The sequence below is a fragment of the Saccharothrix isguenensis genome (genome assembly GCF_052936305.1).
In genome coordinates this window covers 7,179,517-7,201,106 of sequence record NZ_CP193626.1, presented here as the reverse complement: position 1 = coordinate 7,201,106, position 21,590 = coordinate 7,179,517, and the positions used below count along the sequence as shown (strand labels likewise).

Sequence of the window (21,590 nt, the reverse complement as noted above, 5' to 3'; positions counted from 1 at the left end):
CGACACGGCGTGAGACGGTACGCGACGTGCCCGAACTGGTTGTGCTGACCGAGCAGTTGCTGGCGCCGGTGCCGGGCGGCACCGGCCGGTACACCCGCGAGCTGGCCGCCGCGCTCGCCGCCACCGCGCCCGCCGGGTGGACCGTGACGGGTGCGGTGAGCAGGCACGCGGACGTGTCGGCGGCCGTCGTGCCCGGTGTGCTCGGGCCGCGCGTGCTGCCGCTGCCCCGACGTGCGCTGATCGCGGCGTGGGAGCGGGGAGTGCCGTACTGGCCCGGTGGCGACTCGGTGCACGCGTTCACGCCGTTCGCGCCGCCCCGCGGGCGGGTCGTGGTGACCGTGCACGACACCGTGCCGTGGACCCACCCGTCGACGTTGACGCCGCGCGGGGTGGCGTGGCACCAGCGCGTGATCAGCCGTGCCGCGTCACGGGCGGGTGCGATCGTGGTGCCGACGTCGGTGGTGGCGGACGAGCTGCGGCGGTACGCGCCCGGTCCGGCACCCGTCCACGTGGTGGGAAACGGGGTCACGGTGTTCCCGGCGGAGGAGGCGGTGGACGTCCCGCCGCGGTACGTCCTGGCGATCGGCACGATCGAGCCGCGCAAGGGGTTCGACCTCTTGGCGTCCGCGACCGAAGAGGTCGGCGTGCCGCTGGTCGTGGTGGGGCCGCAGGGGTGGGGCGGGGTGGACCTGCGCGCGCCGCACGTCCACCTCTTGGGACGGTTGAGCGACGCCCAGCTCGCCCACGTCCTGCGGCGGGCGGCCGTGCTGGCCGCGCCGAGCCTGGCCGAGGGGTTCGGGCTGCCGGTCGTGGAGGCGATGGCGGCCGGTGTGCCGGTGGTCCACTCCGACGCCCCGGCGCTGGTGGAGGTGGCCGGCGGGGCGGGGATCGCCTGTGCCCGGGGCGACCGCGCGGGCCTGGTGTCCGCCCTGCGCACAGTGCTGTCCGATACAGCCCTCGTTGGGCGATTGGTCACACTGGGGCGAACCAGAGCAGAGGCGTTCACCTGGGAAAAGGCCGCGCGTTCGGTGTGGGACATCCACCTCCGCCTGGTGCGCTGAGGAACCGTTTGCACTATTTCCCGGCCACCTGACGGCCGTCCGCCGTACCCTTCACCGCGTGCCATCCGTCGAGCCCAGCGTGCTGATCGACGCCACTGCCGTCCCGACCGACCGCGGTGGCGTCGGCAGGTACGTGGATTCCCTGGTGGCCGCGCTGGACGCGGACGGCGCACGGCTCAGCGTGGTGTGCCAGCCCCGTGACGCCGCGCTGTACTCGTCCCTGGCGCCCGACTCGCGGATCGTGTCGGCGACGGACGCGGTGGCGACCCGGACGGCCCGGCTGACGTGGGAGCAGATGTCGCTGCCCAGGCTGGCGGCCCGGCTCGGCGTGGGAGTCGTGCACTCGCCGCACTACACGGTGCCGTTGGCGAACCGCGCGGCGTCGGTCGTGACGCTGCACGACGCCACGTTCTTCACCGACGCGGTGCTGCACTCGTCGGTCAAGGCGCGGTTCTTCCGGGGCTGGACCAGGGCATCACTGCGGCGGGCCGCGCTGTGCATCGTGCCTTCGCGGGCGACCGCGGACGAGTTGGCCCGGGTCGCCGGCGCCGACCGGCGGCTCCTGCACATCGCGCAGCACGGCGTGGATACCGAGCGGTTCCACCCGCCGACGCCCGAGGAGGTGGCCTCGGTCCGGCGGATGCTGTCGCTGGGGGACGCGCCTTACGTCGCGTTCCTGGGTGCCCTGGAACCGCGGAAGAACGTTCCGGCGCTCATCCGCGGGTTCGCGCAGGCCTGCCGGGACCGGCCGAACCCGCCCGCCCTCGTGCTGGCCGGTCAGCCCGGGTGGGACAGCCAGGTCGAACGCGCGCTGGACGCCGTGCCGCACCGGGTGCGCGTGATCCGGGCCGGTTACCTGCCGTTCTCGTCGCTGGCCGGGTTCCTGGGCGGCGCCGAGGTGGTGGCGTACCCGTCGCTCGGTGAGGGGTTCGGGCTGCCGGTGCTGGAGGCGATGGCCTGCGGCGCGGCCGTGCTGACCACCCGGCGGTTGAGCCTGCCCGAGGTGGGCGGCGACGCCGTGGCGTACTGCGGTGTCGGCGCGGGCGACATCGCCGCCGCGCTCGGTGAGCTGCTGGACGACCCGGCCCGGCGTGACGCGCTGTCCACGGCGGCGGTCGTGCGGGCCAAGGACTTCTCGTGGTCCACGTCAGCCGCCCTGCACCGCCTGGCCTACGAACGCGCCGCCCGCACCCACCGCCGCTGACGTCATCCCCGGATCGCCTCTACCAGCTGACGTGCCACGCCGTTTCGTCGCGCGCGCCGCCCCGAGGCAGGGACAGGTTCGACGCATCACTGGATTTCCATACCCCCTGGGGGTATTGTCGGCGGCATGAAGGCAACCTGGTCGATGGCAATCTCGGCGACGCTGCACTGCCTCACCGGCTGTGCCATCGGTGAAGTGCTCGGCATGGTCATCGGCACCGCGATCGGACTCCCGAACTGGGGCACCGTGGTGCTGGCCGTGGCGTTGGCGTTCTTCTTCGGCTACGCGCTCACCCTGCGGGGCGTGCTGCGGACCGGCGTCTCGTTCGGCGCGGCGCTGAAGGTGGCGCTGGCGGCCGACACCGTGTCCATCACGGTGATGGAGGTCGTGGACAACGCGATCATGGTGGCGGTGCCGGGCGCGATGGACTCCGGGGTGTCCAGCCTGCTGTTCTGGGGCGCGCTGGCGTTCTCGTTGGCGGTCGCGTTCGTGCTCACCGTGCCGGTGAACCGGTGGCTCATCTCGCGCGGCAAGGGACACGCCGTCGTGCACCGCGGCCACCACCACTAGGGTGGCCGCCGTGACGCGTTACGGAGACGAGGTGGCGGTGGTGACCGTCACCTACTCGCCCGGTGAGACCCTGGACGGCTTCCTGTCCACGTTGTCCGCGGCGACCACCCGACCGGTGTCGGTGGTGCTGGCGGACAACGGTTCCACCGACGGGGTGCCGGAACGCGCCGCCGCCGAGAACCCGCACGTGACCTTCGTGCCGACCGGTGGGAACCTCGGGTACGGCGCGGGGGCGAACTTCGGTGTCGCCACCCTGCCGCCGTCGGTCGGGTGGGTCGTGGTGGCCAACCCGGACCTGTCGTGGGGCGTCGGCAGCCTGGACGCGCTGCTCGATGCCGCCAAGCGGTGGCCGAGGGGCGGCGCGTTCGGGCCGTTGATCCGCGAACCGTCCGGGGCGGTGTACCCGTCGGCGCGCTTGTTGCCGTCGTTGGGGCGGGGGCTGGGGCACGCGCTGTTCGCGCACGTCTGGCCGTCCAACCCGTGGTCCGCGGCCTACCGGCAGGCGGTGGCGTCACCGGAGGAGCGCACCGCCGGGTGGCTGTCCGGGTCGTGCCTGCTGATGCGGCGCGAGGCGTTCGACTCGGTGGACGGCTTCGACCCCCGGTACTTCATGTACTTCGAGGACGTCGACCTGGGCGACCGCCTGGCCCGTGCGGGCTGGCTCAACGTGTACGTGCCGGAGGCCGAGGTCGTGCACATCGGCGGCCACTCCACCAAGCGCACGTCGGCCCGGATGCTCGCCGCCCACCACTCCAGCGCCTACCGCTACCTGGCCGACCGCCACCGCGGCGCGATCTGGGCCCCCTTGATGCTCGCCGTGCGCGCCGGCCTGGCCCTGCGTCTTCGCCTGATGACCCGCTGACTGCGCCTACCGGTCGGCTCCCGTCCGCCCGGCTGGAGCGGGCGTTGGAGCCGATCGGTGTGCTGATCACATCGCGCGGTAGTCGCGGGGTGAGAAGCGGGGGGCGAAGCGGGGTTTCCGGGCGCCCGAGGCCAGGACGTAGACGACCGCGCGGTGGCGTTGCGGGACGTACGGGGCGAGCACTTCGGCCATGCCGTCGTCGTCGAGCGGCCCGCCCACCAACGCCCAGCCCACGATCCCGGCCAGGTGGAAGTCCCCGAAGCTCACCGCGTCCGGATCGCCCCAGGCGCGCTGCGCCACCTCGGCGGCCGTCCACACCCCGATGCCCGGCACCTTCCGCAGCAGGTTCCGGCCGTTCTCCCCGCCCAGGTCGAACGCACCCTCCAACCGGTGCGCCACCTGCGCCGCCGCGATCAGCGCCCGCCGACGACCACCGTCCACACCCGCCCGGTGCCACTCCCAGTCCGTGATGCCCAAGATCGCCCGCGGCGTCGGCGGTACGCGCATGTCGGCCACACCGGGCGCGGGAGTGCCGAACCGGCGGCACAGTTCCCGGTACGACCGGTGGGCCTCGGTGCCGGTGACCTTCTGCTCCAGGATCGCGGGCAGCAGCGCGTCCCACACCCTGCCCGTCGAACCCAACCGGAGGCCCGGACGCCGCCGCCGCGTCTCCGCGATCAACGGGTGGTGGCACTCGAACGCGGAGTCGTCGTCCCCCGCGCCCAGCAACGCGGGCAGCCCGTCGAGCAGCCACTCCGCGCCGTCACCCCACGCGTCCGCCTCCACCGCGCCAGGCGCACGGCGGACGTGCAGGGTGCCCGGCCCGGCCGGGGTGTTGGCGGTCAGCCACACCCCGTCCCCGGCCCGGAACGTCGGATCGCCCGGCCCGCGCCGCAACGGCCCGAGCACGGCTCCGACGTCCAGCGGGAACGGCGGCGTCCACGTCCTAGGCATCACACACCAGCGTCACACATCAGCGGAGAAACGCACCCCGCCCTCGGGCAGCGCGACCCCCGGCCACACCCGCGCACCGTTGATCAACTCACACCGCGCGCCGACCACCGCGCCGTCACCGATCACCGCGTCCGACACCACCGCACCGGCCTGGACCAGCGAGTCCGCCCCCAGCACGCTGCGCTCCACCCGAGCGCCCTCGCCGACCACCGCGCCGTCGAACAGCACCGAGCCGTCGACCACCGCACCGGCCGCGACCGTGCAGCCCGCGCCGATCGTCGCGCCGCCCTTGACCACCGCGTCCTCGTCCACGACAGCGCCTTCGAGCACCAGCGCTTCACTCTTCGACGTGAGCGCGGCCGTCGGCGCGATACCGCGCACCAAGTCCGCCGAACCCTGCACGAACGCGGCCGGCGTGCCGAGGTCCAGCCAGTACGACGCGTCCACGTACCCCTGCAGGCGCGAGCCCGCAGCCAACAGCCCCGGGAACGTCTCGCGCTCCACGGACACCGGCCGACCCGCGGGAATGCCCTCGATCACCTCGCGCCGGAACACGTAGCAGCCCGCGTTGATCTGGTCCGTCGGCGGGTTCTCCGTCTTCTCCAGGAACGCCGTGACCCGACCGTCCTCGTCCGTCGGCACGCAGCCGAACCGGCGCGGGTCGTCCACCCGGACCAGGTGCAGCGTCACGTCCGCCTCGGCCTTGCGGTGCGTCTCGACGACGGCGCGCAGGTCGACACCCGACAGGATGTCCCCGTTGAACACCATCACGTCGCGTTCGCGCAGCTTGTGGGCGACGTTGCGGATCGCGCCCGCCGTGTCGAGGGGCACTTCCTCCACCACGTACTCCAGCTCCAGGCCGAGCGCCGCGCCGTCGCCGAAGTGCTCCTGGAAGACCTCGGCCTTGTACGACGTGCCCAGCACCACGTGGGTGATGCCGGTTTCCCGGATCCGCGACAGCAAGTGGGTGAGGAACGGCACCCCGGCGGTCGGCAGCATGGGCTTGGGCGCGGACAGGGTCAGTGGTCGAAGCCGGGTTCCCTTGCCCCCGACCAGAACCACAGCCTCCGCACCTTGCAGCACCGACATGCCGTTTTTCCTCCTCCGCTTACTTCCACCTGTAGTTTGCGAATACTCTGGCATGAGCGCTCCGGCGGCACGGGCAGTGGCCCCGTGTCGGCGAGCGCCACCGATCGGCAACGCCGGCGTTCACCAGCCGGCCCAAGGCACACGCAGGAGAGATCCGGATGGACCCCCGCGCTCGGGCCGACGCGGCGTTGGCCCGTGCTCGCGCACGTGGCATCCACGTCGTCACGCCGGACAACATGACGTCACCGATGGACTCGTCGGCGACCCAGCAGATCCCGCGCGCCATGGTCAACGCGGTCGACCCGCACGGCGCCGACCCGGACTCGACCATGGTGCTGTCCGCGCACGTCGCCGCAGGTCAACCCGCGCCGCCCCACGCGCAGCCCCTGCACCCGGAGCCCGAGCAGGAACTCCGCCCGGCGCCCGGCCCGGTGCCCACGGTGCAGCAGGTGCCCACGTCGCGCCCGTCCCTGTCGCAACGGCTGTCCGGCGGCCCCGACCAGCGCCCGCCGGGCCTGTCCCAGCGCCTGAACGGCAACGACCGCTGACCCCACCCCCGCGTGAGTCCTCCGTTCGGAACGCGTGAGTCCTCCGTTCAGGACCCCCGAGTTCAACGTTCAGAACACCCGAACCCCGCGCTCAGGCGGTCCGAGCGCGGGGTTCGCGGTGTCCGACCGGACGACTCGCGTGTTCCGAATGGAGGACTCACGGTTAGCGGAGGCGGGTGAGGGCGGCTTCGATCATGGGGTGGAGGTCGTCGACGTTCGACGGCATGCCGTCCAGCGGCCACCACTGGAGGTCGACCGACTCGGCGCTGCGGCGCGGCTGGGCGTTGACCGGCGCACGCACCAGGAACCGGATGTCGAAGTGACGGGTCGGCTTGCCCAGCGAGCACGTGATCGGGTGCACGTCCAGGTGGATCGGCACCGGCTCGATCCGCAGACCCCGGATCCCGGACTCCTCCCGAGCCTCCCGCAACGCCGCCGAAGCGAGCGTGGTGTCGGACGGCTCGCAGTGCCCGCCCAGCTGGAGCCACCGCCCCACCCTCGGGTGCAGGGTGAGCAGCGTGTGGTCGGCCGTGGCGTCCAGCACCAGCGCCGACGCCGTGATGTGCCCCGGCTCGCACGAACGCGAGCAAGCGTCCTCGCGCGCCGCCAGGAACCCCAGGTACGCCTGCCGCATCGACTCCTGCGTCGGGTCCGCCGGACGCCAAGCGTCCAAGGTCGACACCACGTCGGCGTGCAAACTCGAACTCACAGTTCCAGGAACCCTTCATCCACCGCACCCGGCACCCGCGGCGTCAGCTCCGCCTCCGGGTGCCCGATCGCCACCGCGCCCAACGGCTCCCAGTCGGCCGGCAGGTCGAGCACGTCACGCACCACGTCCGCGCAGAACATCGTGGACGACACCCAGCAGGACCCCAGCCCCTCGGCGGCCAACGCCACCAACAGCCCCTGCACGGCCGCGCCACCCGCCACCGTGAACATCGTCCGCTCCGCCGAAGCCCGCCGCTCGTCCGGATAGGCGTGAGCACCGGTCCGCACCAGGAACGGCACCACGATCTCCGGCGCGTTCCGCAGGAAGTCCCCGCGCGCCACCCGCGCCGCGACCCGCTCTTCCGACAACCCGTCGCCACGCAGGTCAGCACGCCAACGATCACGCATCGCGTCCAGCAGCACGCCCCGCTTCGCGGTCAGCCGCACGAACCGGACCGGCCGCGTGTGATGCGGCGCGGGAGCGGTCAGGGCGGCGGCGACAGCCCGGCGGACGGCCTCGACCGACACCGGCTCACCGGTGAACGACCGCACCGAACGGCGCATCAGCACCGCCTCCGCCCGCCCCTGCGCCAGCGCCTCCGCCGTCCCCATCCGGAACAGGTCCTCCGGGACCGGCCGGGTCAGGTCACGGGCGGTGGAGCCGTCGTCGGCCACCGGCAGCCCGCGCACCACCGCCACCGGCACCGCGCCCAGCTTCCCCTTCACCAGGTCCGCCGCCGCCGCGATCTCGTCGGCCACCGCCACCTCGGTCACCACGAGCGGGTTGCCGAAGCGGTCGACCGACCCGCCGTACCGGTGCAGCACGGCCAGGCCGGACGCCCCGATCGCCGCGTCCGTCTGCCCGACCCGCCACGCCCGACCCATCGTGTCCGTCACCACGACCGCGACCGACACGCCCAACCGCGTCGCCAACGCCGACCGCAACGCCGCCGCCGACCCGTCCGGGTCCACGGGCAGCAACGCGATCTCGTCGGAAGCCACGTTCGACGCGTCCACGCCCGACGCCGCCTGCACGATCCCCAGCTTGTTCTCGGTGATCAACGTCCGCCCGCGCCGGGCCAGCACGCGCACCGACTCGGCCTCGACCCACTCCCGCCGCACGGCGTCGCGCTCCTCCGGCGCGGAGGGCACCGGGACGAGCCGACCTTCCACTTTGGACAAGACCTTGGACGTCACCACGACCACGTCGCCGTCCCGCAACCAGGGCGCGGCCGAGGCGAGGGCCGCCGCCAGGTCGTCACCGGGCCGGAACTCCGGCAGCCCGGCCACCGGCAGCACCGTGATCCCCGACGGGGAAGCGTGGTCAGCCAACGTCGACCCCGGCCAGTTCCAGCGCCGCCCGCGCCATCGCCGCCGTCGCGTCCACATCGGACATCAACAGCGGCACCGCGCGCACCGCCACGCCCGGCACGTCGGAACGGTCACCGGTGTGCACGAGCCAGCCGTCCAGCACGCCGCGGTCCGTGGTCTTGCGCGACCCGTAGTACCGGCCGACGGCCTCGGCGGACGTCTCCACGCCGATCGCCGCCAGGCACGCGTCCGCCATCCCCCGCAGCGGCTTGCCGCTCACGATCGGCGACAGCCCCACCACGCCGGCCTCTGTCTTGCGCATCGCGTCGCGCACCCCCGGCACGCCCAGGATCGTGTTCACGCTCACGACCGGGTTCGACGGCGCGATCACCACCGCGTCGGCGTCCCGCAGCGCGTCCAGCACGCCCGGAGCGGGCGTCGCCGTCTCCACGCCGACGGAGGCGAACGACCGCGCGGGCAGCTGGGCCCGGTGCTTGACCCACCACTCCTGGAAGTGGATGGCCCGCTCGCCCTCCTCGGTGGTCACGACGACGTGCGTCTCCACCCGGTCGTCCGACATCGGCAGCAGCCGCACGCCGGGCTCCCAGCGGTGGCACAGCGCCTCCGTCACGGCCGACAGCGGGTACCCCGCCCGGAGCATCCGGGTCCGCACCAGGTGCGTGGCGACGTCCCGGTCGCCCAGCCCGAACCACGCCGGGTCGGCCCCGTAGGCGGCCAGCTCCTCCTTGACCGCCCACGTCTCGTCCGCGCGTCCCCAGCCGCGCTCCGCGTCGATCCCGCCACCCAGGGTGTACATGCAGGTGTCCAGGTCGGGACAGATCCGCAACCCGTGCATCCACACGTCGTCACCCGTGTTCACCACGGCGGTGATCTCGTGCTCCGGACCGTCCAGGAGGCTCTTCAGCCCGACCAGGAACCGCGCCCCGCCAACCCCGCCAACCAGTACGACGACCTTCACGGTCGTCATCCTTCCACCGGGCCGTCAGCGCCAGAACATGAAGGTGCCCTGCCCGAGCGCGGCCAGGTACCGGTTGCCGCCGATCAGCTCGAACGCCGAGTAGGCGGTCTCGAAGAACAACCTCGCGATCGTCGGGAACCCGATCAGCACCGCGAACAGCACGAACGGCGCCCACGGCCGCACCTTCGCGCCGAACTGCCGCGCCGCGTACGACATGTACGGCTCGATCACGCCCCACCCGTCCAGACCCGGGATCGGGAGGATGTTCAGCACGAACGCCAGGATCTGGACCGCGGCCAAATACGACAAAGCGGCGGCCAAACCTACCGGCGGCGTGAAGAGAATCACCGACATCGCCAGCAGCACGCCGAGCGCCAGGTTGCTCACCGGCCCGGCCAGCGACACCATCGACTCCACCCGCTTGTCGCGCAGCGCGTGGTGGTTGATCCACACCGCCCCGCCGGGCAGCGGGATGCCGCCGAACGCCAGCAGCACCAGCGGCAGCACGATGCTGAGGACGGGGTCGGTGTACCGGCGGATGTCGAGGGTCAGGTACCCCTTCGCCTTCACCGCGTAGTCACCCCCGCGGTAGGCCACGATCGCGTGCCCGAACTCGTGCAGGCACAGGGAAACCGCCCAGCCGCCCAGCACGACGAGGACCGTGCCCGCGGTCACCGCCGCGGTGGAGTCGAACAGGGTCAGCACGGCGCCTGCCACCGTCACCGCGAGCAGGCTGAGGAACAGTGGACTCGGACGCACCGCTGATCTCTTCACCCTTCCAGTGTGGCCTCCCCGGGCCGGTGGGTCGCCAGCCGTCCGCCGTCCGTCCGCGCGCCCGTTATCGCTCGGCGCACTGCCCCAATCACCGTCTGTGCTGCTAGTCAAGGGTTTTCCGGCCATTGGCGCGAATATCCCCCGTCCTGTGGACTCGGCTTGACCGGGTGTTGTGACACAGGTGTAATCACATCGGTGTCATTCGCCGTTGTGGGGACGGCGAGTGGTGTCCGCCAACCGGGGAGAGCGGAAGGCGAGGAGGCGGACTATGCAGGTATTCGACGGGGGTCGCATCGTGGACGGGGACGTCCCGGCACAGGAGCCGGTCGTACTCGGCCTGTTCGACGCGGCCGATGAGCAGGACTGGCAGGAGCGCGCCCTGTGCGCGCAGACCGACCCCGAGGCGTTCTTCCCGGAGAAGGGCGGCTCGACCAGGGAGGCCAAGCGGATTTGCCTCGGTTGTGAGGTGCGCTCCGAATGTCTGGAGTACGCCCTGCAGCACGACGAACGCTTCGGCATTTGGGGCGGGCTGTCCGAACGCGAGCGGAGGAAGCTCAAAAAGCGCGCGGTGTGATCGCTTGCGCGGTGACTCTGGCTTACCGTGGTCGTCCCACGGGGAGTCGGAGCAACTGAGGAGCGGCACTTGACGAGCGGGGCCACTCCGAGGCTGCGCACCGCGCCCGTCTTGGCGGTGCTGGTGTGCCACGACGGCGACCGGTGGCTGGGCACGGCGCTGTCCGCGCTGCGCCGGCAACGACCACGGCCGCGGCACGTGATCGCCGTCGACACGGGTTCCGTCGACGGCACCGCAAAAGTCCTCGCCGAGGCCGCCGAAGGTCTCGATCGGGTGATTGACGGCGTGCTCACACTGCCGCGCGGCACGGGATTCGGAGCGGCGGTGCACGCCGCCGTAGAGCACGCCGTGGAGCGCTGGGGTGATCCCGGCGCGTGGCTGTGGCTGCTGCACGACGACTGCGCGCCGGAGCCGGACTGCCTGTCCGCGCTGCTGACCGCGGCCGAGGTGTCGCCTTCGGCGGCCGTGCTGGGGCCGCTGGGCCTCGACTGGACCGATCCCCGGCTGGTGGTGGAGTCCGCGCTGTCGACCGACGCGTCCGGCCACCGGCAGACCGGCATGGGCCGGGTCGAGTTGGCCGGGTCGTTCGAGCAGAGCACCGAGGCGCTGGCGGTGTCGTCGGCCGGGTCGTTGATCCGCCGCGCGGTCTGGGAGTCGCTCGGCGGCTACGACCGGATGATGCCGTTGCTGCGCGACGACATCGACTTCGGCTGGCGCGCCAACCTGGCCGGCCACCTCGTGCTGTCGGTCCCGGTCGCCCGGATGCGGCACGCGCGCGCGATCAGCCGAGGCTCGCGGCGGTTGGACGCGACGGCGGCCCGGCCCGGTCCGGCGTTGCGGGGCGTGGACCGGGCGCACGGGCTGCGGACGTTCCTGGTCAACTGCGGGACGCTGTCGTTCGCCTCGGGGTTGCCGCGGATCGCGGTGCTCGCGTTCCTGCGCGCGCTCGGGTTCCTGTTGCTGCGCCGGTTCTCCGACGCGCACGCGGAGATCGGCGCGCTGCGGTACCTGCTGAGCGGGCGAGCCCGGTTGCGCGCCGGACGTGCCGCCCGGCCGGTGCGCGGGGTCGTGCGCGGCCTGTTCACCAGCCGGATCACCCGGTTGCGCAACGCGATCCGGGGTGCGTCGGCCCACCTGGTCCGGCGACGCGTCGAGGCCGACTTGGCGTTGGGGCGGCTGCCGGAGGACGACGGGCGGCCGGGCGCGTGGTCGGTTCCGTCCGAAGTGGAGCGTCGGGTGGTCGGCCCGGCCGCGCTGCCCGCCGGTGTGCTGTCACGACGTCGGCCCGTGCGGGCGACCGGTGGGCTCCGACGGCCCGCGGTGGCCGTGCCGGTGGACGTGCCGGTCGACGCGGCGTCGCCGGCGTCGGCGCGGCCCTCGCCCAGGCCAAGACCCTCGCCGGTGCCGCGCGGTCCGGCGGCGCCGGGGATCGTGTTCGTGGAGGTCGACCGGGCGCGGGTGCTGTGGTCGCTGGTGCTCGGGCCGCCGTTGCTGCTGGTCCTGGGGCTGGCGGTGTTCGGGATCCTGGCCAACGCGTCGCGGATCGGGCTCGACCTGGCGGGTGGTCGGCTGCTGCCCGTGGGAGATCTCGCGTCGACCTGGTCGTCCTACCTGGCCACCTGGCACCCGGTGGCGGGCGGGACGACGGCGCCCGCGCCCGCCGCGCTGGCGGTGCTGGGGACGGTCGGCGTGCTGTTCGGGTCGCCCGCCGCGCTGGTGGCGGTGCTGTTCATCGCCGACGCGCCGTTGGCCGGGCTGTCCGCTTACGCGGCTTCACGGGGGCTGCCGGTGCGGCGTCCCGTCCGCGCCCTGGTGGCGGCCGGGTACGCGTTGCTGCCGGCGGCCACGTCGGCGGTCAGCCAGGGGCGGCTGGACGTGGTCGTGGTGCACGTGATGGCGCCGCTGGTGTTCGCCGGGGTGGCGTCCGTGCTGCGGGGTGGGACGGGTGCGGCGTGGCTGCCGGTGGCGTCGGGGACGGCGTTGGCGGTGGCCGTGGTGGGGGCGTTCTCGCCGCTCGTGCACGGGCTGGTGGCGCTGGCGGCGTTGATCGGGTTCGTGGTGGTGCCCGGTCGGCCGGGTGACGGGCGGCGGCGGGTGGCGTCGCTGTTCATGGTCGTGCTGCTGCCGGTCGCGTTGCTGCTGCCGTGGCCGGCGGTGGTGCTCCAGCACCCGTCCGTCGTGCTGCACGGGGTGGGCGCGTTCGTGGCGTCGCCCGCGGTCGGGGTGGTGGACCTGCTGTCTTTGCGGCCCGGTGGGACGGGGTCGGTGCCGTTCGTCGGGTTCCTGGTGGTCGGGTTCGCCCTGCTCGCGCTGGTGCTGAGGCCGTCGCGGTCGATGCTGGCGGGGTTGGCGGTGGTGGTGCTGGGCGGGTTCGCGTTGATCGTGCTGCGGACCGTGTCGCTGCCGCCGCTGCCCGGTGGTGACGCGTCGCCGGGGTGGGCCGGTGCGCCGTTGGTGCTGGTCGGGTGGGGTTTGCTGTGGGTCGCGCTGTCGGCGTTCCGGCGGGATGTGGCGCCGGTGCCGTTCCGCCGGGTCGTGTCGGCGGTCGGGGTGCTGTCGGTGGTGGGGCTGGCTTGTGCGGGGTTCGCCGGGTTGCGGTCCGGGGCGTTGACGGCGGACGCGGTGCGGTTGCCGTCGACGGTGGCGCAGGAGTTGCCGCGGACCGGGCGGTCGGTGCTGGTGCTGGGCACGCGGGGGACGCCGACGCGGCTGGTGGCCGGGCGGCTGCCCGCGTTCGGGGATGACGACTACGTGCCCGTGCCGACGGCCACCACGCGGCTGGAGCGGTGGTCGCGGGACCTGACCGGTGGTTCGGCGGAGGCCGCTCGGACGGCGTTGGCGCAGGCGGCGGCGTCGGGGGTGGCTTTCGTCGTGCTGCCGGACCTGTCGGCGGCCCAGCGGTTGCGTGATGCGGCGGGCGACCTGGTGGGCGTGACACCGGCGATGTCGGACGGGAGGCCGGTGCTGCGGGTGCAGTTGGCGGCCGGGAACGCCGTGCTGCTGTCACCCGAGCTGGCGCGGCGGGCCCGGACCGGCGGCAACCCGCCGGTGGAGCTCGGCGCGCCCGGCATCGCCCCCGTCGAAGCGGCGCCGCCGGAGGTGGGCGTCCAGGTGTCGGACGGTCCCGAGGGGCGGCTCCTGGTGCTCGCGGCGGCGGAGGAACCGGCGTGGCGCGCGTGGGTGAACGGCCGTGAGGTGCAGGTCGTCCGCGCGTGGGGCCACCTGGTCGGCGTGACCGTGCCGACCACCGCCTCGGAGGTCCGCGTGGAAGCCGCCTCCACCCTCCGCGAACTACTCCTCATGCTCCAGGCCGCCGCCGCCCTCTTCACCCTGCTGACGGCCATCCCCACCCGCCGCCGCCCCTGACCGCGCGACTCGCGGTGCCGCACTGGAGGACTCGCGCGGGTGGAAGCGCTCCCACCCGCGAGTCCTCCAGTCGGGCACCGCGAGTCGCGCGGTGGGGTTATTCGCCGTCGATCACGTCGGGGTCGAGGCCCAGGTAGTTGGCGATCTGCTCGACGAGGACGTCGTGGACCAGGTCGGAGAGGTCGGCGCCGTCCTTGGCGCGGGCTTCGAGGGGACGGCGGTACAGGACGATGCGGGCACGGCGGTCGGCCCCGGCCGGGACCAGGCGGGCCAGCGGGACGTTGCCGTCCTCCACCACGTCGCCGTCGTCACCCGACTGGATGTCCGGCACGTCGTCCACCGCGACGTCCAGCTGGGTCAGCTCGGTCCGCCACCGCGCCTCGATCGGCTCCAGCGCCTCCAGCACCAGCGCGTCGAAGCGCTCCGCCCTGCTCCGGGCCGCCGGCAGCGTGGCCGGGTAGAGAGGCCCGCGCAACCCCCGACCGTGCCGATCGCGGTTGCGTCGCCGCGGAGTGCCCTGTCGCCGTGAACCCCGAGCCATCACCACGGGGTAGAGGGTAGTTGCCCCCGACAGCCGCACCCGAGCGGGACGGCCGGACGGCCTTCACGACCAGGCAAGTTGCCGAAGCGGGGCACCGCCTCCAGCGCCGCGCCGGAGGTAATCCAACACACGTCGCGCGGGACGCGATATCGTCCCCGCCGTGCGGAGCGTGAGACGGTGCTCGCGAACCGGGTGCGCGAACCCGGCAGTCGCCACGCTCACGTACGCCTATGCGGACTCGACCGCGGTGGTCGGCCCCCTGGCGACGTACTCCGAACCGCACTCCTACGACCTCTGCGAAGAGCACGCCCTGCGCCTCACCGCGCCACGTGGCTGGGAGGTCGTCCGCCACCAGGGCGAGTTCCGGGCGCCCGAGCCGACCGTGGACGACCTGACGGCGCTGGCCGAGGCGGTCCGCGAGGCGGGCCGGGTCACCCCGCCGATGGAGGTACCGGAATTCCCCGCGGGCACGATCAGGCGCGGCCACCTGCGCGTTCTGCCCGATCCCAACGAAGACTGAGCGACCGGGCACGACGCCCGCGCCCGCGCCGGTAGGCTTCCCAAGGCAGTGTCAAGAGCCAACTTGGGAGTGTGGCCGTGCGCGATCTGTCCGGCATCGTCAAGGCTTACGACATCCGCGGTGTCGTCGGCGAGCAGCTCGACGTCGACGTCGTGCGCGACTTCGGCGCGGCGTTCGCCCGCCTCGTCGGCGGCCCGGCCGTGGTGATCGGCCACGACATGCGCGACTCGTCGCCCGGCTTGGCCGCGGCGTTCGCCGAGGGCGTCACGGCGCAGGGCGTCGACGTGGTCACCATCGGTCTGGCCAGCACCGACATGCTGTACTTCGCCTCCGGCAAGCTGGACCTGCCCGGCGCGATGTTCACCGCCAGCCACAACCCGGCCGAGTACAACGGGATCAAGCTGTGCCGCGCGGGCGCCGCGCCGGTCGGCCAGGACAGCGGCCTGGGGCAGATCCGCGAGGACGCCGAGCGCGGTGTCCCGGACGCCGAGGGCGTCACGAAGGGCACCGTCACCGAGCAGGACATGCTCGACGACTACGCCGCCTACCTGCGTGAACTCGTCGACCTGGGCACCAGCAGGCCGCTGAAGGTCGTGGTGGACGCGGGCAACGGCATGGGCGGCCACACGGTGCCGAAGGTCTTCGAGGGCCTGCCGATCGACATCGTGCCGATGTACTTCGAGCTGGACGGCAACTTCCCGAACCACGAGGCCAACCCGCTGGACCCGAAGAACATCGTGGACCTCCAGGCCAGGGTCATCGCGGAGAAGGCGGACGCCGGCGTGGCGTTCGACGGCGACGCGGACCGCTGCTTCGTGGTGGACGAGCGCGGCGAGCCGGTGTCCCCGTCCGCCATCACGGCGCTGGTCGCGGTGCGCGAGCTGGCCAAGGACCCGGGCGGCACGATCATCCACAACCTGATCACGTCGCACGGCGTGCCGGAGATCGTGCGCGAGCACGGCGGCGTCCCGGTGCGCACCCGCGTCGGCCACTCCTTCATCAAGGAGGAGATGGCCAAGACCGGCGCGATCTTCGGCGGCGAGCACTCCGCCCACTACTACTTCCGCGACTTCTGGCGCGCCGACACCGGCATGCTGGCCGCGCTGCACGTGCTGGCCGCGCTCGGTGAGCAGGACGGCACGCTGTCCGACCTGACCAGCGCCTACTCGCGCTACGCGGCGTCGGGCGAGATCAACTCCACGGTGGACGACCAGCAGGGCAGGCTGGCCGCCATCAAGGCGGAGTTCGGCGGGCGCGAGGGCGTCGAGCTGGACGAGCTGGACGGCCTCACGGTGAACCTGCCGGACGGCTCGTGGTTCAACCTCCGCGCGTCCAACACCGAGCCGCTGCTCCGGCTCAACGTCGAAGCCGCCGACGCGGCCTCCGTCGCCGCGTTGCGCGACGAGGTCCTGGCGATCGTGAGGGGATGAGCGCCGTGGCTGTCCAACTCGACCCGCAGTTGCTGGAGATCCTGGCCTGTCCGTGCCCCGAGCACGCGCCGCTGAAGCCGGGCACCGCGGCCGACCCGCTGGCCGACTACCTGACCTGCACCTCGTGCGGCCGGTCGTTCCCGGTCCGGGACGGCATCCCGGTGTTGCTGCTCGACGAGGCTGTCGAGCCGACGGCGGGGTGATGCCAGGTGCTCGACGACACGCTCCTCGACGACCAGTCCCGACTCGGCGACGCTGACCGGGAGGGTCTGCTGCGCGCGGCGGCACGGGCGGGCGCGCAGGTCCGCGCGACCGCCGAGGCGACCGCCGAGCTGGGCGTCGCCCGGGTGTTCCAGGAGCGCCCCCGGGCGTTGGTGCTGATCACCCGCCCCGGTGTCGGCGCGGCCATCGCCGGCGTGGTGACGGCGCTGCTCGGGCCGCGCTGCCCGGTGCCGGTCGTGGTCGCGGACGACGTGCCGACGTGGGTGGGCGCGCTGGACGTCGTCCTCGCGCACACCGAGGACCCCGGTGACGTGCAGATGGCGGAATCGGTGGACCGGGCGGCCAGGCGCGGCGCGCGGGTGCTGCTGACCGCCGAGCCGGAAGGCCCGGTGGCCGCGTCGGCCGCGCAGCACGCGTTCCTGGTCCCGCCGCGGGTGCCGGTGCCGCGCGGGTTCGGCTTCGCCCGCGGGTTCGCCGCGTGGGCGGTGGCGTTGAAGGCGCTCGGGCTGCTGGACGTGGACGTCCAGGCGGTCGCGGACGAGCTGGACCGCGAAGCCGAGCGGTGCCACCCCATGCACGAGTCGTTCGTGAACCCGGCCAAGACACTGGCCCTGCGCATCGACGGGCGGACCCCGCTGCTGTGGGGCCTGGACGACCTGGCCACGGCCGTCGCGGTGCACGGCGCCGGCGTTCTCGGCACTTATGCGGGCGTGGTGAGCGACGTGGCCGGCTATCCTCAGGCGTTGACCCGGTCGGTGCTGCACCGCCGGGCCGTGCGCGGGACGTCCGGGGCCGACCTGTTCGCCGACCCGGAAGACGAAGAGCAGGACGGTCTGGTCCGCGTGCTCCTGCTGGCCGTGCGCCAAGGCCCGCAGGCCGAGTTCGCCCGGCGGATCGCGATGGAGACCTTGTCCGGAGCCGACGTGCTCGAACCGGCCGAGGAGGTGAGCGGCGGGGACGCCGTGTGCGCCGCGATGCTCGCCCTGCGGTTCGAGTTGGCCGCGCTGTACCTGGGTCTGGCGGCGGGAACGCTGGGCGGACCCGGGCTGTACGCGCCGGCCGTGTGAGGGGATGACTGTGGAACTGCTGCACAACGCGGTGCGCGCGTACGCGTGGGGATCACGCACCGCCATCGCCGAGCTGCTCGGGAAGGAGGTGCCGACGCCGCACCCCGAGGCCGAGCTGTGGATGGGCGCCCACCCCGGCGACCCGTCCCGGGTGGTGGGTCCGGACGGTTCGCGCTCGCTGCTGGAGCTGCTGGCCGACGACCCGGACGGCCAGTTGGGCTCCCGGCACGCCGACCGCTGGGGCAGCCGGCTGCCGTTCCTGCTGAAGGTGCTGGCCGCGGAGGAGCCGCTGAGCCTGCAGGCGCACCCGTCGGCCGAGCAGGCCGCGCACGGGTTCGCCGCCGAGGACGCGGCGGGCGTGCCGATGGACTCGCCGACCCGCAACTACAAGGACCCGTCCGCGAAACCCGAGCTGGTCTGCGCGCTGACCGAGTTCCACGCGTTGGCCGGGTTCCGCGACCCGCTGCGGACGGCGGTGTTACTGCGGTCCCTGGACGCGCCCGATTTCGCCCCGTACGCCGAGCTGCTGGCGTCCCAGCCGGACGGCGACGGCCTGCGCGCCCTGTTCACCACCCTCATCACGTTGCCGCAGACCGCGCTGGACATGCTGTTGCCGCAGGTCCTGGACGCGTGCGTGCTGCACGTGAAGGAGCACGGCGAGTTCGACCTGGAGTGCCGGACGATCCTGGAGCTGGGCGAGGCGTACCCCGGTGACGCGGGCGTGCTGGCCGCGTTGCTGCTCAACCGGCTGGTGCTGCGGCCCGGTGAGGCGATCTACCTGCCCGCCGGCAACCTGCACGCGTACCTGCACGGCACCGGTGTGGAGATCCTGGCGAACTCGGACAACGTGCTGCGCTGCGGGTTGACGCCGAAGCACGTGAACGTGCCCGAGCTGATGCGGGTGCTGGACTTCCAGTGCGGCGACATGCCGGTGCAGAGCGGCGTGGAGACGTCACCCGGGCTGTGGTCGTACCGGACGCCGTGCCCGGAGTTCGAGCTGTCCCGGATCGAGGTGGGGCCGTCCGTCCGGGTCCGGGTGGATCACAGCGGGCCGCAGATCATGGTCTGCACGCGTGGTCAGGCACGGTTGTCGACCGGGAGCCAGTCGCTCGTGCTGGAACGCGGGCAGTCGGTGTGGCTGCCCGCGCGCGACCCGGCCGTGGTGGTCACGGCCGACGTCGACACCCAGCTTTTCCGGGCGACCCCCGGCGTTGAGTAGGGTCACACCGACAATTCTGGCTTGTGCGCTTAGGGAGCAACCGTGTCAGCAGGGGGCGGGACCAAGGCGATCATCGCCGCACTGGTGGCCAATGCCGGGATCTCAGTGGCCAAGTTCATCGGCTTCCTGATCACCGGATCGTCGTCGATGCTGGCCGAGTCGGTTCACTCGGTGGCCGACACGTCCAACCAGGGCCTGTTGCTGCTCGGGCAGAAGACCGCGCAGCGCAAGGCCACTCTGAACCACCCGTTCGGGTTCGGCCGGGACCGCTATTTCTACTCGTTCATCGTCGCGCTGATGCTGTTCAGCCTCGGCTCGGTGTTCGCCCTGTACGAGGGCATCCACAAGCTGGAGGCGCACGAGCCGCTGAGCAGCCCGATGGTCGCGGTGGTCATCCTGGTCGTCGCGATCGGCCTGGAGATCTACAGCTTCCGCACCGCGATCGTGGAGTCGCAGAAGATCAAGGGTGACGCCACGTGGTGGCAGTTCATCCGGCAGTCGAAGGTGCCGGAGCTGCCGGTCGTGCTGCTGGAGGACGCGGGCGCGCTGTTCGGCCTGGTCCTGGCGCTGATGGGCGTGGGCCTGTCGACGATCACCGGCGACCCCGTGTGGGACGCGATCGGCACGATCTGCATCGGTGTGCTGCTCGGCGTGATCGCGGTCATCCTGATCGTGGAGATGAAGTCGCTGCTGATCGGGGAGGGCTCGGCGCCCGCGGAGCTGGACGTGATCACGAGCCAGCTGGCGGCGGGCAAGGTGCAGCGCGTGATCCACATCCGGACCCAGTACATCGGGCCGGACGAGCTGCTGGTGGCGGCGAAGATCGCGCTGAACCCGGGCTTGACGATCAGCGAGGTGGCCCAGGCCATCAACGACGCCGAGCAGCGCGTGCGCAACAAGGTGCCCGCGGCCCGGCTGATCTACCTGGAGCCCGACCTGGACCGGTCGCTGACCAAGTCGTAGGACTCGGGGAGCGACTCCGGAGAGACTCGGGAGAGACTCGGGCGAGACGAAGGGGCGGCGAGCCGTTGTGCTCGCCGCCCCTTCGTCGTCCGGCGCTACGGGATCTCGTCGTGCTTCACCACGGGCACGGCGCTCGCGCCGCGCTTGCCCAGCACGGAGTGCCGGCGGCTGTAGGCGAAGTACAGGACGACGCCCAGCGCCATCCACGCCAGGAACCGGACCCACGTCAACGCGGTCAGGTTCAGCATCAGCCACAGGCACGCCAGGATCGCGAGGACCGGAACCAGCGGCACCCACGGCACGCGGAACCCGCGCGGCAGGTCGGGGCGGGACTTGCGGAGCACCAGGACACCGGCCGAGACCAGGATGAACGCGAACAGCGTGCCGACGTTGACCATCTCCTCCAGCCTGCCCGCCGGGAAGAAGCCCGCCGCGACGGCGACTAGCACACCGATGACCGCGGTGATCCGGAACGGCGTGCCGTGCTTGCCCGTGCGGGCCAGGCCGCGGGGCAGGAGGCCGTCCCGGGACATCGCGAACAGCACCCGCGACTGGCCCAGCATCAGCACCATCACCACCGTGGTCAGGCCCGCGAGCGCGCCGACCGAGATGATCGTGGCCGCCCAGTCCACCCCGTTGGCCGAGAACGCCGTCGCCAACGTCGCCCGGGTGCCGTCCGGCTGGGTCTTGAGCTGGTCGTACGGCACCATGCCGGTGATCACCAGCGACACGCCCACGTACAGCACCGTCACGATCGCCAGCGACCCGAGGATGCCGCGCGGCACGGCGCGCTGCGGGTTCCGCGTCTCCTCGGCGGTCGTCGCCACCACGTCGAAGCCGATGAACGCGAAGAACACCAGGGACGCGGCGGCCAGCAGCCCGAGCACGCCGTACGTGCTGCCTTCGAAGCCGGTGACCAGCGAGAACAGCGACTGCTCCAAACCGTCGGCGGTGGTGCCGCCGGACTGGGCGGGCGGGATGTACGGGCTGTAGTTCGCCGCCTTGACGTACCCGATGCCGAGCACGATCACGAACAGCACCACGGCCACCTTCACCGCCGTGATCACCGCGCTGACCCGCGACGACAGCTTCGTGCCGACGACCAGCAGCACCGTCAGCACCGCGATCAGCAGCAGCGAGCCCCAGTCCACGTCGACCCCGCCCACGGAGGCCGTGGTCCGCACCGTCACGCCGAGCTGCCCGAGCACTGTCTGGAGGTACACCGACCAGCCCTTGGCCACCGCCGCCGCGCCGACCGCGAACTCCAGCACCAGGTCCCAGCCGATGATCCACGCCATGAACTCGCCGAAGGTGGCGTACGAGAAGGTGTACGCGCTGCCCGCCACCGGCACGGTCGACGCGAACTCGGCGTAGCACAAGGCGGCCAGCGCGCACGCGACCGCCGCCAGCACGAACGCCAACGACACCGACGGCCCGGCCAGGTTGCCGGCCGTGGACGCGGTGAGCGTGAAGATGCCCGCGCCGATGACCACCGCGACGCCGAACACCACCAGGTCCCACGCGGTCAGGTCCTTGCGCAGCCTGGTGCCCGGCTCGTCGGTGTCCGCGATCGACTGCTCGATCGACTTCGTTCGCCACAACCCGTTCCCCGGCACAGCTCCTCCTGT

21 protein-coding genes are annotated in these 21,590 nt (G+C 72.7%); 13 read left to right on the top strand and 8 right to left on the bottom strand.

Annotation, left to right across the window (positions count from 1 at the left end; translation table 11 throughout):
• Positions 1 to 26: 26 nt before the first annotated feature.
• The 4 genes from ACRAKI_RS32290 (at position 27) to ACRAKI_RS32275 (ending at position 3,697) form a co-directional block, all read left to right on the top strand.
• Positions 27 to 1,061 carry a glycosyltransferase family 4 protein gene (locus ACRAKI_RS32290; protein WP_447004266.1) on the top strand — a complete coding sequence of 345 codons (1,035 nt, stop codon included), beginning with the start codon at positions 27 to 29 and terminating at the stop codon, positions 1,059 to 1,061.
• Positions 1,062 to 1,140: 79 nt separating this feature from the next.
• Positions 1,141 to 2,265, top strand: a complete 1,125-nt coding sequence (locus ACRAKI_RS32285) for a glycosyltransferase family 4 protein (protein WP_447008576.1) — start codon at positions 1,141 to 1,143, stop codon at positions 2,263 to 2,265.
• 126 nt (positions 2,266 to 2,391) lie between these two features.
• Complete coding sequence (locus ACRAKI_RS32280; RefSeq protein ID WP_447004265.1) at positions 2,392 to 2,835, top strand: DUF4396 domain-containing protein; 444 nt, start codon at positions 2,392 to 2,394, stop codon at positions 2,833 to 2,835.
• Positions 2,836 to 2,845: 10 nt separating this feature from the next.
• Positions 2,846 to 3,697, top strand: coding sequence for a glycosyltransferase family 2 protein (locus ACRAKI_RS32275; RefSeq protein WP_447004264.1), 852 nt, complete (start codon positions 2,846 to 2,848; stop codon positions 3,695 to 3,697).
• 66 nt (positions 3,698 to 3,763) lie between these two features.
• Here the strand turns inward: ACRAKI_RS32275 and ACRAKI_RS32270 are convergent, their stop codons facing one another.
• Positions 3,764 to 4,651: a DNA-3-methyladenine glycosylase family protein gene (locus ACRAKI_RS32270; protein WP_447004263.1), complete on the bottom strand. Its 888-nt coding sequence runs from the start codon at positions 4,649 to 4,651 to the stop codon at positions 3,764 to 3,766.
• Between the two features lie 12 nt (positions 4,652 to 4,663).
• Positions 4,664 to 5,740 (bottom strand): sugar phosphate nucleotidyltransferase, encoded by a 1,077-nt coding sequence (locus ACRAKI_RS32265; protein WP_447004262.1) that lies wholly within the window; start codon positions 5,738 to 5,740, stop codon positions 4,664 to 4,666.
• A 158-nt stretch (positions 5,741 to 5,898) separates the two neighbouring features.
• Here ACRAKI_RS32265 and ACRAKI_RS32260 point away from each other — a divergent pair, with 158 nt between their 5' ends.
• Positions 5,899 to 6,288 (top strand): hypothetical protein, encoded by a 390-nt coding sequence (locus tag ACRAKI_RS32260; protein ID WP_447004261.1) that lies wholly within the window; start codon positions 5,899 to 5,901, stop codon positions 6,286 to 6,288.
• 163 nt (positions 6,289 to 6,451) lie between these two features.
• Here the strand turns inward: ACRAKI_RS32260 and ACRAKI_RS32255 are convergent, their stop codons facing one another.
• From ACRAKI_RS32255 to ACRAKI_RS32240, 4 genes are read right to left on the bottom strand one after another with little or no spacing between them, the layout of a single operon-like run.
• Positions 6,452 to 6,997, bottom strand: coding sequence for an NUDIX hydrolase (locus ACRAKI_RS32255; RefSeq protein WP_447004260.1), 546 nt, complete (start codon positions 6,995 to 6,997; stop codon positions 6,452 to 6,454).
• Positions 6,994 to 8,328: a coenzyme F420-0:L-glutamate ligase gene (locus ACRAKI_RS32250; protein WP_447004259.1), complete on the bottom strand. Its 1,335-nt coding sequence runs from the start codon at positions 8,326 to 8,328 to the stop codon at positions 6,994 to 6,996. Before ACRAKI_RS32250 ends, ACRAKI_RS32255 begins: the two co-directional genes overlap by 4 nt.
• On the bottom strand, positions 8,321 to 9,286 hold the full coding sequence (gene cofD, locus ACRAKI_RS32245; protein WP_447004258.1) for a 2-phospho-L-lactate transferase: 966 nt from the start codon (positions 9,284 to 9,286) through the stop codon (positions 8,321 to 8,323). The genes ACRAKI_RS32250 and cofD overlap by 8 nt, the downstream gene beginning before the upstream one ends.
• Before the next feature lie 24 nt (positions 9,287 to 9,310).
• Entirely contained in the window at positions 9,311 to 10,060 is a 750-nt protein-coding gene (locus ACRAKI_RS32240; protein ID WP_447004257.1) for a site-2 protease family protein, read from the bottom strand.
• A gap of 268 nt (positions 10,061 to 10,328) precedes the next feature.
• Between ACRAKI_RS32240 and ACRAKI_RS32235 the strand changes: the two genes are divergently transcribed.
• Together ACRAKI_RS32235 and ACRAKI_RS32230 are read left to right on the top strand one after the other, a co-directional pair.
• On the top strand, positions 10,329 to 10,634 hold the full coding sequence (locus tag ACRAKI_RS32235; RefSeq protein WP_447004256.1) for a WhiB family transcriptional regulator: 306 nt from the start codon (positions 10,329 to 10,331) through the stop codon (positions 10,632 to 10,634).
• A 69-nt stretch (positions 10,635 to 10,703) separates the two neighbouring features.
• Positions 10,704 to 14,000 carry a glycosyltransferase gene (locus ACRAKI_RS32230; protein ID WP_447004255.1) on the top strand — a complete coding sequence of 1,099 codons (3,297 nt, stop codon included), beginning with the start codon at positions 10,704 to 10,706 and terminating at the stop codon, positions 13,998 to 14,000.
• Between the two features lie 97 nt (positions 14,001 to 14,097).
• On the opposite strand, the gene ACRAKI_RS32225 is transcribed toward ACRAKI_RS32230, so the two are convergent.
• Entirely contained in the window at positions 14,098 to 14,541 is a 444-nt protein-coding gene (locus ACRAKI_RS32225) for a metallopeptidase family protein (RefSeq protein ID WP_447008575.1), read from the bottom strand.
• Between the two features lie 160 nt (positions 14,542 to 14,701).
• Here ACRAKI_RS32225 and ACRAKI_RS32220 point away from each other — a divergent pair, with 160 nt between their 5' ends.
• From ACRAKI_RS32220 to ACRAKI_RS32195, 6 genes are all read left to right on the top strand, one after another.
• A complete protein-coding gene (locus ACRAKI_RS32220) occupies positions 14,702 to 15,061 on the top strand; it encodes a DUF3499 domain-containing protein (RefSeq protein WP_184924791.1) in 360 nt (119 codons plus the stop codon).
• Positions 15,062 to 15,138: 77 nt separating this feature from the next.
• Positions 15,139 to 16,491: a phosphomannomutase/phosphoglucomutase gene (locus tag ACRAKI_RS32215; RefSeq protein WP_447004254.1), complete on the top strand. Its 1,353-nt coding sequence runs from the start codon at positions 15,139 to 15,141 to the stop codon at positions 16,489 to 16,491.
• A gap of 5 nt (positions 16,492 to 16,496) precedes the next feature.
• Positions 16,497 to 16,694, top strand: coding sequence for a Trm112 family protein (locus ACRAKI_RS32210; protein ID WP_447008574.1), 198 nt, complete (start codon positions 16,497 to 16,499; stop codon positions 16,692 to 16,694).
• 6 nt (positions 16,695 to 16,700) lie between these two features.
• The gene (locus tag ACRAKI_RS32205; protein ID WP_447004253.1) at positions 16,701 to 17,780 is read left to right on the top strand and encodes an SIS domain-containing protein; all 1,080 of its coding nucleotides are present in this window, start codon (positions 16,701 to 16,703) and stop codon (positions 17,778 to 17,780) included.
• Positions 17,781 to 17,784: 4 nt separating this feature from the next.
• Complete coding sequence (gene manA / locus ACRAKI_RS32200) at positions 17,785 to 18,999, top strand: mannose-6-phosphate isomerase, class I (RefSeq protein ID WP_447004252.1); 1,215 nt, start codon at positions 17,785 to 17,787, stop codon at positions 18,997 to 18,999.
• Between the two features lie 42 nt (positions 19,000 to 19,041).
• Entirely contained in the window at positions 19,042 to 19,962 is a 921-nt protein-coding gene (locus ACRAKI_RS32195) for a cation diffusion facilitator family transporter (RefSeq protein WP_447004251.1), read from the top strand.
• A gap of 95 nt (positions 19,963 to 20,057) precedes the next feature.
• Here ACRAKI_RS32195 and ACRAKI_RS32190 read toward each other — a convergent pair whose 3' ends face one another.
• Positions 20,058 to 21,578, bottom strand: coding sequence for an amino acid permease (locus tag ACRAKI_RS32190; RefSeq protein WP_447004250.1), 1,521 nt, complete (start codon positions 21,576 to 21,578; stop codon positions 20,058 to 20,060).
• Between the last annotated feature and the right edge of the window lie 12 nt (positions 21,579 to 21,590).